The sequence below is a fragment of the Actinacidiphila sp. DG2A-62 genome, from assembly GCF_035825295.1.
In the GTDB taxonomy this organism is placed as follows: domain Bacteria; phylum Actinomycetota; class Actinomycetes; order Streptomycetales; family Streptomycetaceae; genus Actinacidiphila.
Genome location: NZ_JAYMGI010000002.1, coordinates 1,155,052 through 1,167,196 on the forward strand (window position 1 = coordinate 1,155,052; position 12,145 = coordinate 1,167,196).

General features: G+C 73.6%; 10 protein-coding genes. 3 read left to right on the forward strand and 7 right to left on the reverse strand.

The annotated features are described in order from the left end of the window. Positions 1–158: 158 nt before the first annotated feature. Both VSR01_RS05410 and VSR01_RS05415 read right to left on the reverse strand, forming a co-directional pair. Positions 159–1,763 (reverse strand): GMC family oxidoreductase, encoded by a 1,605-nt coding sequence (locus VSR01_RS05410; RefSeq protein ID WP_326448134.1) that lies wholly within the window; start codon positions 1,761–1,763, stop codon positions 159–161. 10 nt (positions 1,764–1,773) lie between these two features. After that, entirely contained in the window at positions 1,774–3,009 is a 1,236-nt protein-coding gene (locus VSR01_RS05415; protein ID WP_326448135.1) for an acyl-CoA dehydrogenase family protein, read from the reverse strand. Positions 3,010–3,327: 318 nt separating this feature from the next. Between VSR01_RS05415 and VSR01_RS05420 the strand changes: the two genes are divergently transcribed. Next, the gene (locus tag VSR01_RS05420; protein ID WP_326448136.1) at positions 3,328–4,611 is read left to right on the forward strand and encodes an FAD-dependent oxidoreductase; all 1,284 of its coding nucleotides are present in this window, start codon (positions 3,328–3,330) and stop codon (positions 4,609–4,611) included. A 92-nt stretch (positions 4,612–4,703) separates the two neighbouring features. On the opposite strand, the gene VSR01_RS05425 is transcribed toward VSR01_RS05420, so the two are convergent. The 5 genes from VSR01_RS05425 to VSR01_RS05445 all read right to left on the reverse strand — a co-directional run bounded on the left by VSR01_RS05425 (position 4,704) and on the right by VSR01_RS05445 (position 10,578). After that, the gene (locus VSR01_RS05425) at positions 4,704–6,074 is read right to left on the reverse strand and encodes an aminotransferase family protein (RefSeq protein WP_326448137.1); all 1,371 of its coding nucleotides are present in this window, start codon (positions 6,072–6,074) and stop codon (positions 4,704–4,706) included. 38 nt (positions 6,075–6,112) lie between these two features. Then, positions 6,113–7,702, reverse strand: a complete 1,590-nt coding sequence (locus tag VSR01_RS05430; protein WP_326448138.1) for a GMC family oxidoreductase — start codon at positions 7,700–7,702, stop codon at positions 6,113–6,115. A gap of 161 nt (positions 7,703–7,863) precedes the next feature. Continuing rightward, positions 7,864–9,381 (reverse strand): APC family permease, encoded by a 1,518-nt coding sequence (locus tag VSR01_RS05435; protein WP_326448139.1) that lies wholly within the window; start codon positions 9,379–9,381, stop codon positions 7,864–7,866. Positions 9,382–9,455: 74 nt separating this feature from the next. Continuing rightward, a complete protein-coding gene (locus VSR01_RS05440) occupies positions 9,456–9,911 on the reverse strand; it encodes an SgcJ/EcaC family oxidoreductase (RefSeq protein ID WP_326448140.1) in 456 nt (151 codons plus the stop codon). Positions 9,912–10,110: 199 nt separating this feature from the next. Continuing rightward, a complete protein-coding gene (locus VSR01_RS05445; RefSeq protein WP_326448141.1) occupies positions 10,111–10,578 on the reverse strand; it encodes an SgcJ/EcaC family oxidoreductase in 468 nt (155 codons plus the stop codon). Between the two features lie 588 nt (positions 10,579–11,166). Here VSR01_RS05445 and VSR01_RS05450 point away from each other — a divergent pair. Both VSR01_RS05450 and VSR01_RS05455 read left to right on the forward strand, forming a co-directional pair. Beyond that, positions 11,167–11,652: a helix-turn-helix transcriptional regulator gene (locus VSR01_RS05450; protein ID WP_326448142.1), complete on the forward strand. Its 486-nt coding sequence runs from the start codon at positions 11,167–11,169 to the stop codon at positions 11,650–11,652. 2 nt (positions 11,653–11,654) lie between these two features. Next, complete coding sequence (locus VSR01_RS05455; protein ID WP_326448143.1) at positions 11,655–12,041, forward strand: hypothetical protein; 387 nt, start codon at positions 11,655–11,657, stop codon at positions 12,039–12,041. Positions 12,042–12,145: the final 104 nt, after the last annotated feature.

Consider the following 12,145-nt stretch of genomic DNA (forward strand, 5'->3'; position numbering starts at 1 on the left):
TCGGGTCCGCCGTGTCCGGCGTGTCCGGCGTGTCGGGGCAGCGAGAAGCGCCGGGGCGCTCACGCAACGCCCCGGCGCCGTGACGCGGCCCCGGACCGGACCGCCGTCCCGGTCGGCCCGCCGATGGCCGACCGGGAGTTCCTCGTGCCGCCCGCGGCTCAGGCCGTGGCGGCCTCCGGCTGCGCCGCCGGCAGCGGGGCGACCCCGCGCACCAGGTCGGCGGCCTTCTCCGCGAGCGCGACGACCAGCGCGTTGGGCTGGCCCCGGCCAGCCGCCGGCAGCACCGACGCGTCGACCACCCGCAGCCCCTGCGCGCCGCGCACCCGCAGTTCCTCGTCGACGACCGCGCCGATCGCGCAACTGCCCGCCGCGTGGAAGATGGAGTGCGCGTAGCGCCGCACGTACGCCTTCAGGTCGGCGTCGGAGTGCGAGGCCGGCGCCCGGTGCACGTCGCGGACCCACGCGGCCAGCGGCTTGCGGCCGGCGATGTCGAATGCCAGCCGCAGCGCGGCGACCGCGGTATCGAGGTCCTCGGGCTCGGCGAAGTAACGGTGCTCGATCCGCGGCTTGGCGGTGGGGTCCGCCGAGGCCAGGCTCACCCGGCCGCGGCTGCGCGGGGTGAGCAGCGCGGGGCCGCAGGACAGCGCGTGCGCGGTGGGCAGGCCCAAGCCGCTGTCCACGAACATCACCGGCGCGGCGAAGAACTCCACGTCGGGCGCGGGCAGTTCGGGCCGGGTGCGGACGAAGCCGCCGGCCTCCGGGCCGTTGGAGGTGAGCGGGCCGCGGCCCTCCTCGGCGAACCGCCTGACGTCCTGCGGGGTGCCGGCGGCCAGCAGGCTGACCGGCTCGGTCCCGGTGACGTTGAGCGGGATCAGCGGGTGGTCGTGCAGGTTCGCGCCGACCTCGGGGTGGTCCAGCGCCACGTCGATGCCGAACATGCCCAGCTGGTCCGCCGGGCCGATGCCGGAGAGCATCAGCAGCTGCGGGGAGTTGTAGGCGCCGGCGCACAGGATCACCTCGCGCTCGGCGCGCACCACCACCTCCTCGTCCAGCCGCCGGCCGGTCACGCCGACCGCGCGGGCCCCGTCCAGCAGCACCCGGTGGACCCGCACGTCGGTGCGCACGGTCAGGTTGGGCCGGTCCGCCGCCGGGCGCAGGTAGGCCGCCGCGGTGCTGTGCCGGCGGCCGTCGCGCTGGGTGACCTGGAAGAAGCCGAAGCCGTCCTGCCGGGCGCCGTTGAAGTCGTCGTTGGCCGGGTGTCCGGCGGCCAGCGCGGCCTCCACGAAGGCGGCGGCGAGCACGTTGCCCGAGCGGCCGTCGGCGACGCCCAGCGGGCCGCCGGCGCCGTGGTAGTAGGACGCGCCGCGCTCGTTGTCCTCCGAGCGGCGGAAGTACGGCAGCAGCTCGTCGTAGCTCCAGCCGGCCAGGCCCCACTCGTCGAAGTCGCGGCGGTTGTTGCGGGCGTAGACCATGGCGTTGACCGAGCTGGTGCCGCCCAGCACCCGGCCGCGCGGCAGGTAGACGCTGCGGCCGTGCAGGGCCGGCTCCTCGGCGGTGGCGTAGTCCCAGTCCACCTCGGTGCGGAACAGCCGGGAGAAGGCGGAGGGGACGTGGATGTTCTCGGCGCTGTCGACGGGCCCGGCCTCGATCAGGCAGACCCGCAGCGACGGGTCCTGCGACAGCCGCGCGGCCAGCACGCAGCCGGCCGAGCCCGCGCCCACGATCACGTAGTCGTACGTCGCGTCGTCGTTGTCGGCGGTCATGGCGTCGTCCTCACACGTAGAGCGTGTTGGCGTCCAGGCCGCTGAGCACGCGGCCGTAGAGCTCGAACGCGGTGGTCGGGTAGATCAGCGCGTGCAGGTTGGTGGCCTGCACGTTGCGGTTGATCCGCTGCATCGCGGCGTCGTCGTACAGCGAGGAGCCGCCGCTGGCGGAGGCCAGCACGTCGACGGCGTCCTTGGCGAGCGCCGAGACCATGCCGACGTCGGCGCGGCTGCGGGCCCGCTCGCGCAGCGTCCAGGACTCGCCCGCGCGGGTCTTGGCGTCCAGCACGTCGGCGATCCGGAAGCTGTGGAACTCCGCCTGGTCGGTCTTCAGCGCGGCCTCGGCGAGCTGGAGGTGGGTGACCGGCGCGTCCCGCTGGGTGGCGTACTCGGTGTAGGTGATGGAGCGTTCGGGCATCCGCCGCACGAAGACGTCCATCGCGCCCTGCGCCATGCCGAGCAGGGTGCCGACGGTGGCCGCCGCGGTCACCGGCATCAGCGGGGTGCGATACATCACCGAGTCGGCGTTGGCCTGCGAGCGGTACTGCTGGGTCAGCACGTCCACCAGCGGCATCGTCCGCTCGGCGGGCACGAAGACCTCGCTCGCCGCGGTGCTGACGCTGCCGGAGCCGCGCAGGCCCGCCACGTGCCAGTCGTCCACGATCTCCAGGTCGGACAGCGGCACCAGCGCCATCAGCGGCTGCATGCCGCCGTCCGGCGTGGGCGTCATGGCGATGATCTCCTGCCACTGGGCGTGCAGGGCGCCGCTGATGAAGCCCCACTTCCCGGTGAGCCGGAAGCCGCCGTCGACCGGCTCGGCGTGGCCGCTGGGGCTCAGCGTGCCGCAGATCCGCACGTCGGGGTCGGCGAAGACCTCGTCCTGGACGTGGTCGGGGAAGACCCCGGCCATCCAGGCGGGGATGGTGTAGATCGACGTGACCCACCCGGCCGCGGCGTCGCCGCGGCCGAGCGCCGCGCCGATCGCGACCAGGGTGCGGGCGGAGATCTCCCGGCCGCCGTAGCGGGCCGGTTTGCGCAGCCGGAAGAAGCCGCCGTCGGCGAGCGCGGCCACCACGTCGTCGTGCAGCCGGCGGTTCTCGTCGGACCACCGGGCGTGCTCGTCCAGCAGCGGCGCCAGGCCGGCGGCGCGGCCGACCAGCTCGTCGTGTTCGCGCTGCTCGTCGTGGTGGGTGTGCGCGTCGCGCTCGTGGTGCTCGTCGCGCGCGGGCGCGTCGGTGACGGTCACGGGGCCTCCTCGCAGATGGACGCACACCGGTGGCGACCGGGGCGTGGCGGATCGATCCGGGCGGGTGGGAAGGGCACGGCGCGGACCCGTCCGGGCGGGACGGGGCAGGTCGCTGCGGTCCCTCCATCGTTTCGGCGGGGCGTTCCCGGTGCACCTCCGGTCGTGCTGGCCGCCGCCGCGCACCGGCCCGCCGCACATCCGAAGGTGCCCGCGCGCACGGCGCGTTGCGACGATTCGAGCGGTTCCCCCGCGTCTCGGATCGAGGAGAGGACTGTCCATTGAGCGAGAAAAGGGCCGAGCACTGGTGCTCGGGGAAGCATGGCCGGGATGCTCGCCGCCCGGGTCCTGGCCGAGGTCCACGACGAGGTCGTGGTGGTCGACCGGGACGAGCTGACCGGTGTGGACGCGGCCCGGCGCGGTGTGCCGCAGGGGCGGCACGCGCACGGTCTGCTGGCCCGCGGACAGCAGATCCTGGAGGACCTCTTCCCGGGGTTCACCGCGGAGCTGGAGGCCGCCGGGATACCCGTCGGCGACCTCGGCGGCCAGGTCCGCTGGTACTTCGACGGGCACCGGCTGAGCCCGGGCCCGACCGATCTGCGGCTGGTGGGGGTGGCCCGGCCGGTGCTGGAGGGCCATGTCCGCCGCCGGGTGGCCGCGCTGCCCGGTGTGCGGTTCCTGGAGGGCGCGGACATCGCCGGGCTCACCGTCTCCGGCGACGGCGGCCGGGTCACCGGGGCCCGGGTGCACCACGAGGGGCGCGAACAGGCGCTGGCAACCGACCTGGTGGTGGACGCCACCGGGCGCGGCTCGCGGGCGCCGGTGTGGCTGGAGGAGCTGGGGTACGGCCGGGTGCCGGAGGAGCGCATCAGGATCGACCTGACGTACACCAGCGTGATGTACCGCTGGCGGACCGATCCGTTCCGCGGTGACATGTCGATCAACCCGGTGGCCACGCCGGCGAATCCGCGCGGCGCGTTCCTGCACACGCTGGGCGGCGACCGCTGCATGCTGTCGCTGACCGGGGTGCTGGGCGACCGGCCGCCGACCGACCCGGAGGGGCTGATGGCGTACGCCACGTCGCTGCCGGTGCCGGACGTCGCGGAGGCGCTGCAGGACGCGGAGATGCTGGGCACGCCGGTCTCCTTCCGGTTCCCGGCCAGCCAGCGGCGGCGGTTCGAGCGGCTGCCCCGGCTGCCCCGGGGGTTCCTGGTGGCCGGCGACGCGGTGTGCTCGTTCAACCCGGTCTACGGCCAGGGCATGGCGGTGGCCGCGCTCCAGGCGGTGACGCTGCGCCGGCACCTGCTGCGCGGCGGCGACCCGGACCCGCGGGCGTACTTCGCGGACATCGCCGGGGTGGTGGACGTGCCGTGGGAGATCGCGGCCGGCGGCGACTTCGCCTTCCCACAGGTGGAGGGCCGGCGGACGCTGAAGGTGCGGATGGGCAACGCGTATCTGGCCCGGCTGCACGTCGCGGCGCGCTCGGACGCGGTGCTGACCGAGCGGTTCCTGCGGGTGGCGGGCCTGGTCGACCCGCCGCAGGCGCTGATGGCGCCGGCGACCGCGCTGCGGGTGCTGCGCGGCTCGCGCGCGAAGGCGGCCTGACCGCCTCCCCCGGCTGCACGGGACGAGCCCGCGGCGTGCGCGCCGCGGGCTCGTCCCGTGTGCCCCCGGTACGGTGCCGGGGGTGCGGTGGGTCAGGCCAGGGTGCCGTCCGGGCGGAGCCGGCCGACGACCTCCAGGACCGCGTCGACCGCGCGGGCGGCCTGCTTCTCGTCGATGACCAGCGGGGGCGCCAGCACGAGCATGCTGCCGTAGGGGCGGGCGATGACGCCGTGCCGCCTGCGGATCTCGAAGGCGACCTGCTCCACCGGGCCCCAGGCCATGGGGGCGCGGGTGGCGGGGTCGGCGAGCAGTTCCAGCGCGGCCAGCGAGCCGGCCACCCGCAGGTCGCCGACGACCGGCAGCTCGGTGGCCGGGGCCAGTCCTGCGCCCAGCCAGTCGGCGATCACGCCGGCCTTGGCGATGAGTCCCTCGCGCTCGATGATGTCGACCGTCGCCAGGCCCAGGGCGCAGCTGACCGGGTGGCCCTGGAAGGTGTAGCCGTGGAAGAAGCCGCCGGTGGTCAAGATGGTGTCGGCGATCTCGTCGGTCATCAGGGTGGCGCCGAGCGGGACGTAGCCGCCGGCGATGCCCTTGGCCATGGTGATCATGTCGGGTTCCATGCCGCGCGGGCCGCTGTCGAACCAGTGGCCGGTGCGGCCGTAGGCGGTGACCACCTCGTCGGCGATGAGCAGGATGCCGTTGCGGCGCAGCACCTCGCGCACCCGCGGCCAGTAGTCCTGCGGCGGGACGAGCACGCCGCCGCCGGCCATCACCGGCTCGCCGATCATGGCCGCGATGTTGCCGGCGCCGATCCGGGCGATGGTCGCCTCCAGCTCCTCGATGAGGAAGTCGGTGGTGTCCCGGCCGCCGTACAGCTCGGCCGCCCGGTAGGGGTAGGGCGGGCTGAGCTTCTCCACGTGCGGCAGGTTGGGGCCGACGCCCTCGTGCATGGGCGGCAGGCCGGTGGCGGTGCCGCTGCCGTAGGTCGCGCCGTGGAAGGAGTAGTGGCGGGCCAGGATCCAGGTGCGGTCGGGCTCGCCGCGGCGGTGGTGGTAGAGCCGGGCGGCGCGCATCGCGGTCTCCACGGACTCCGAGCCGCCGCTGGTGAAGAAGACCCGTTCGATGCCTTCGGGGGCCAGCCGGGCGATCCGCGCGGCGAGCCGGATCGCCTGGTCGTTGGAGAACTCCAGCAGGCTGGTGAAGTACTCCAGCGTGCCGATCTGCCGGGCGGCGACCTCGGCGAGCTCCTTGCGGCCGTGGCCGAGCGGCGAGTGCCAGACGCCGCCGCCGGCCGCGTCCAGCAGCTCGTTGCCGCGGGCGTCCCACACCGTGCAGCCCTCGCCGCGGACGATGACGGTGCGGTCGTGGATGTCGCCGCGCTGCATGGAGCGGAACAGGTGGCGCCGGTCGAGGTCCTCCAACTCCTGGGCGGTGGCGGTCTGGTCGGGCGAGGTGATGGTCATGGGCGTCTCCTGGGTGGCGTCGGCGGAGGTCCGCCGGGTCAGCGGGCGGTGTCGGCGAGCAGGTGCGGGTCGGCCGGGTCCAGCGGCGGGCGGCCGGCGATCAGGTCGGCCGCCTTCTCGCCGATGGCGATGGCCGAGGCGTTGGGCGCGCCGCGCCCGGTGGTGGGCATGACTGAGACGTCGGCCACCCGCAGGCCCTCGATGCCCATGACCCGCAGCTCGGGGTCGACGACCTTGCCGATGGCGCAGGTGCTCGACCCGTGGAAGATCGAGTGGGTGTAGCCGCGGATGTACTCGGTCAGGTCGGCGTCGGACTCCGAGGCGGGCGCGTTCAGCCACGCCTGGTGGTAGGGGCCCATCGCCTTCTGCCGGGCGATGTCCAGGCCGATCCGCACGCCGGCCAGCGCGGTCCGCAGGTCGTCCTCGTCCTGGTAGTAGTTGTGCTGGATCTTCGGCTTGGTGGTGGGGTTGTTCGAGTCCAGCGTGACCTCGCCGCGGCTGCGCGGGGTGAGCATCACCGGGCCGTAGGTGATGGCGTGCCCGGTGGGCAGGCCGAGGCCGCTGTCGGCGAACATCAGCGGGCCGGAGAAGTACACGACGTCGGGCGCCGACAGCCCGTCGCGGGTGCGCACGAAGCCGCCGGCCTCGGGGCCGTTGGAGGTGAGCGGGCCGCGGCCCTCCTCGGCGAACTGCCGTACGTACTCCGGCTCCTCGGCGATCAGCAGGCTGACCGGCTGGTCGTGGGTGAAGATCAGCGGGACCAGCGGGTGGTCCTGGAGGTTGCGGCCGACCTCGGGGTGGTCGAGCACCACGTCGATGCCGAGCATCCGCAGGTGGTCGGCCGGGCCGATGCCGGAGAGCATCAGCAGCTGCGGGGAGTTGTAGGCGCCGGCGCACAGGATCACCTCGCGCTCGGCGCGCACCACGACCTCGTCGTCCAGCCGCGAGCCGACGACACCGACGGCGCGGTTGCCCTGGGTGAGGACCTTGTGCACCTGGATGTTGGTCTCGACGGTGAGGTTGGGCCGGTCCATCGCCGGGTGAAGGTACGCCACCGCGGTGCTGCACCTGCGGCCGTCGCGCTGGGTGACCTGGAAGAAGCCGAAGCCCTCCTGGTCGCCGGCGTTGAAGTCGTCGTTGGCCGTCCAGCCGGCCTGGCCCGCGGCCTCCAGGAACGCCTGGGACTGGATGTTGCGCGAGCGGCCGTCGCTCACCGACATCGGGCCGCCGGCGCCGTGGTAGTACGACGCGCCGCGCTCGTTGTCCTCCGAGCGGCGGAAGTACGGCAAGAGCTCGTCGTAGCTCCAGCCGGGCTGCCCCCAGGAGTCGTAGTCCAGCTTGTTGCCGCGCAGGTACAGCATGGCGTTGATGGAGCTGGTGCCGCCCAGCACCCGGCCGCGCGGCAGGAAGATGCGCCGGCGGCGCAGCGCGGGCTCCTCGTGGCTGTCGTAGTCCCAGTCCACCCGGGTGCGGAACAACTCGCCGAACGCGGCGGGGATGTGGATGGTTTCCAGGTCGTCGGAGGGGCCCGCCTCGATCAGGCAGACCCGCACCGAGGGGTCCTCGGACAGCCGCGCGGCCAGCACGCAGCCGGCCGAGCCCGCGCCGACGATCACGTAGTCGTACATCACAGCACTCCTGAAGTCGTAGCGGTCGGGATCGGCGGCGCGCGGCCGCCGGGTCGCAAGGGGCGGTGGCACCGCCGGGTCACAAGGGCGGCCGGGGCCGCCGGGTCATGAGGAGCCGCCGCGGGCCGCCGGATCGCAAGGGCGCGGCCGGGGCGGCCCGTTCACACGCGGGGGCCGGGGGCCGCGGGGTCGAAGTCGGCCGAGCCCGGCCGCAGGCCGGGTCCGCCGGCCGGCCCGGCCGACCCGCCCTGCCCGGGCGTGTCGGCGGCGCGGGCGTCCGCGGCGATCCCCCGGTAGACGGCGGGCCGGCCGCGGCGCAGCCACAGCGCGTAGCCCAGTCCGCCGACCGCGGCGGCGGCCAGCAGCCAGGGCAGGGCGTTGACCGCGGTCGCCGACGTGCCGGTCAGCAGCGGGAAGTTGTCGACCAGCAGCACGGTCGAGGCGATCAGCCCGGCCGCGCCGATCAGCGGGGCGAGCACGGTGCGCCACCAGTGCCCGTCGTCGCGGCGGCGGAAGAACCCCACCACGGCGACGGCCGCCGCCGCCTGAAGCGCCACGATGCCGAGCGTGCCCAGGCCCAGCAGGCTGGTGGCCAGGCTGGTGTACGGGTCGAGGCCGCCGGCCGCGAAGGCCGCGACCACCACGACGGTCAGCCCGCTCTGCACGGCGCTGGCGCGGTGCGGCGAGGAGTGCCGCGGGTGCGCCCTTCCGAGCCGGGCCGGCAGCAGCCGGTCCCGGCTGAGCACGAAGGTGTAGCGGTTGGCCGCGTTGTGCAGCGCCAGGGTGGCCGCCAGCATGCTGGTGCACAGCAGCGCCTGCATCACCGAGGACATGGTGGAGGACACGTAGCGGGTGCTGAGCGAGAAGAAGAGGTTGCCCAGCTGCTCCCCCGCGCTGCCCCTGACCTTGTCGGGGCCCTCGGCGCCGACCGCCACCCACGCGGTGAGCGCGTAGAAGCCGGCGATCACCACGACCGATGCGTAGGTGGCCCGGGGCACCGCGCGGGTGGGGTTGCGGGCCTCCTCCCCGTACAGCGCCGCGGACTCGAAGCCGATGAAGGACATGAAGGCGAACATCACGCTGACGCCGAGCGCGCCGCTGAAGACGGTGTGCGGCTGGAACGACGCGCCCGGCAGGGCGTGCAGGCCCCGGTCGGCGAGGATCGCCACGTCGAGCACCGCGAGGACGCCGATCTCGGCGGCCATCAGCACCGACAGCACCCGGGCGGACACGTCGATCTGGCGGTAGCCGAGGACCGCGACCACCGCGACGGCGAGCCCGGTCCACACCTCCCAGGGCAGCGTCAGCCCCCAGCCGGCGACGGTCAGCCGCGCGAAGTACCCGAAGGCGCCGGTCAGTCCGATCGCCGCGGCGTTGTACGACACCACGGCGACCAGTCCGGCCGCGACCGCGAGCGGCCGGCCGAGGCCGAGCCTGACGTAGGTGTAGAAGCCGCCGGCGTGCACGATGCGGCGGCTCATCGCGGCGTAGCCCGCCGAGAAGCACAGCAGGACGACGCCCGCGAAGACGAACACCGCGGGCAGCCCCGCGCCGTCGCCGAGTGCGAACGCCAGCGGGACGGTGCCGACGACGCAGGCCAGCGGCGCGGCCGCGGCGACCACGAGCAGCACGATCTTCGGGGTGGTGAGGGTTCCGCGCAGATGCGCCGGCTCCGCCATGGGTCACTCCTGTCGTTCGGGGCGCGGTGGGTGGGGGCCGGGCCGGCCGGGCTCCGGCGGGGCGCCGCGGGCGGTCAGCCGCCGAGCGGGCTGGTCTGGTGGGAGAACAGCTGCCAGTCGCCGCCGCGCTTGACGACGACCCACTGGCCGCGGAAGGAGTTCTCCGGCAGCGGCGTCTCCTCTCCCTTGCGCAGCACGCCGCCCTCGGTCACCGCGACGGCGACCTCGTCGGTGAGCAGCCTGATCTCCACCGGGGTCTCGGAGATGCGCGAGCCCGCGTAGGCGCCCTTGAAGGCGTCGGCGAGGTACTGCTCGATCTCGGCGCGGCCGCGCAGCTGCACGTCGCCGATGAGTTCACTGCCGTCGTCGGTGAACAGCGCGCTGTACGCGCCGGCGTCGCCGGCCTCCCAGGCGACGCGGGCCCGCAGCGGCACGGTGAGCACCGCGCCCTCGGGGCCGTTGGAGTACGGGCCGTACTGCGTCGCCCACTGCTTCGCCTGGTCCACCAGGGACCTGGCTCCTGCGGTCATGGGGTGACTCCCTTCGTCCTCGTGTCGTACACGTGCCGTGCCTGCGGCACGGGTTGGTTCTCGGTGGGGTGCGGTGCGGGTGCGGTGCGGGTGCGAAGCACGTACGCGTGCGGGCTGGGTGCGTGCGGGGGCGGATCGGGGTGCGGCGGGGAGGCGCGGCGGGTCCGGGCGGACCGGACCCGCCGCGCCCGGTGTGCGGTTACCAGCGCAGGGTCGCGCCGGCGCCCCGCGGGCTGTTCTGGTAGCTGGCGAGCTGCCACTGCCCGTCGGCCTGCTTGACGCACACCCAGGTCGAGCGCACGGCCAGCTCGTCGTCGATCTCGGTCTCACCGGCCGCGAGGATGCCGCCGTGCGTACGCAGCACGGCGACGTTCTCGCTGGGGAAGCGGACGTCGACCGGGGCGCCGGTGACACCGGTGCCCTTGAACGGTCCGGCGTACGCCGCCGCCATGAACTGGCGGATCTCGTCGCGGCCACGCTTCAGGACGTCACCGGGGAGGATGAGGATCCCGTCCTCGGTGAAGACCTCGGCCACGCCTTCCGCGTCGTTGCGCGCCCACGCGGCCACCAGCCGCAGCGGAACGCTGAGCGCCTCCTTCTCCCGGTCGCTGGTGAACGCGCCGTAGTACGCGTCCAGATCACTCGCAGCCGTCAGGGTCTGCGTCATCTCATCCACTCCTTTAGGGACACGCGGCGGCCCGGGTACCGGCAGTTCCAGCACACCGCACGACCTACTGTGGAGAAGTGACGTAACCACTTCATCTTTAATAGTGCTATACCCTCGAAGACGAAGTCCGGAGCCGCATCCCGGCCCCCGGAGCGGGTACGCATCCGGTGCGGGAGGGGGCGATCCGACACCGGTCTAAACCTCTTCACGCCTTCCGCATGCCTTCCGTATGCCTTCTGCCCATCCGCCGCACGCCTTCTGCTTGCCTCCTGCAATCGTCCTCGGGTCCGCACGTTCGAAGAAATCCGACGCAGCGTTTCCCGATAGCCGCATTCCTCGTTTCGCACTTCTTCCGGGTTGCCCTTCCGGAGCACGTCAGGGGCACAGTGGGTACGTTCCGTCGCCGACTTGAGTGGCGGTTCCATGCTTGCCCGATGTGAGGCCCGCTGCTACGGTTGTGGACCGTTGTCACCAGACAATTCGTTCGTCAATACCGTGAAGTGGCCAGGGCGTTTGGTGCAGCGCCCGCCTTTTCGGTCACGTGAGGCACGTACGCGATACCGGCATGCTCAGGCATGCATTCCAGGGGTGCACGATTTCGTCAGCTCTCTGCCGAGCCAGCTTGGAGAAGAGATGGACCCTGCCGCGAAAACGCCTGACCTCACGATGGAGCAAGCAATAAGTCGGGCCATCCAGATCATGAAGGTGAATTTGTCCGACCCGCTGACTATGGACGACATCGCCCGCGCGGCGATGTACAGCAAGTTCCACTTCTCACGGGAGTTCCAACGCGTCACAGGAGTATCACCGGGACGCTTCCTGGCGGCGCTCCGCCTGGAAGCCGCGAAAGCGCTTCTCGTCACCACGTCGCTGAGCGTCATCGAGATCAGCCACCGGGTCGGATACACCAGCGTCGGCACTTTCAGTTACCGGTTCGCGCAAGCCGTCGGTCTTGCTCCCTCGGCCTTCCGCAAGGCCGGCGGGCGGCGGGCGGCCGTGCGCACCCGGGACCGCGGCGACCAGCGCCCGGAGGACCGCGGCGGCCGGGGCCGGCCCGCGGCGCGGAGACGGTGACGGTGCGCGGTCAGATCAGCGCGCCGCCGGAGCAGCGGCACCGGCCGGTGGCCGTGGCGCTGTTCCGCACGCCGTACCCGCAGGGCCTGCCGGTGCGCTGCGCGCTGCTGCGCCGGCCCGGGCCGTTCGTCCTCGACGAGGTGCCGCCGGGCCGCTGGCACCTGATGGCCTGTTCGGTCCCGGTGGGCTACGGTGGCCCGCTCGCCCCCGCGGGCGTGCTCCCGGCCATCGCGGACCCGGTGGCGATCGACGCCCGCCCCGGGGTGCCGGTGCTCCCGGCCGACCTCGCGCTGCGCGCGCAGAACGAACTCGACCCGCCGATCCTGCCGGCCCTGCCGGACATCTCGTCGGCGGCGTTCCAGGACGACGCGCGGCGCGCGGCCGGATAAACCGGATAAAGGGGCGGGGCCGAACAAGGGGGCGAGGGCCGAACAAGGGCGGCCGGGGGCCGCCGAGGGCCGGGGAGACGAAGACGGGCCGCCGGGGCTTCCAG

Bases quoted from the DNA above. Each gene is read 5' to 3' on its own strand.
- VSR01_RS05410 (WP_326448134.1), bottom strand. From the start codon at position 1,763: ATGACCGCCGACAACGACGACGCGACGTACGACTACGTGATCGTGGGC.
- VSR01_RS05420 (WP_326448136.1), top strand. From the start codon at position 3,328: ATGGCCGGGATGCTCGCCGCCCGGGTCCTGGCCGAGGTCCACGACGAG.
- VSR01_RS05425 (WP_326448137.1), bottom strand. From the start codon at position 6,074: ATGACCATCACCTCGCCCGACCAGACCGCCACCGCCCAGGAGTTGGAG.
- VSR01_RS05430 (WP_326448138.1), bottom strand. From the start codon at position 7,702: ATGTACGACTACGTGATCGTCGGCGCGGGCTCGGCCGGCTGCGTGCTG.
- VSR01_RS05435 (WP_326448139.1), bottom strand. From the start codon at position 9,381: ATGGCGGAGCCGGCGCATCTGCGCGGAACCCTCACCACCCCGAAGATC.
- VSR01_RS05440 (WP_326448140.1), bottom strand. From the start codon at position 9,911: ATGACCGCAGGAGCCAGGTCCCTGGTGGACCAGGCGAAGCAGTGGGCG.
- VSR01_RS05445 (WP_326448141.1), bottom strand. From the start codon at position 10,578: ATGACGCAGACCCTGACGGCTGCGAGTGATCTGGACGCGTACTACGGC.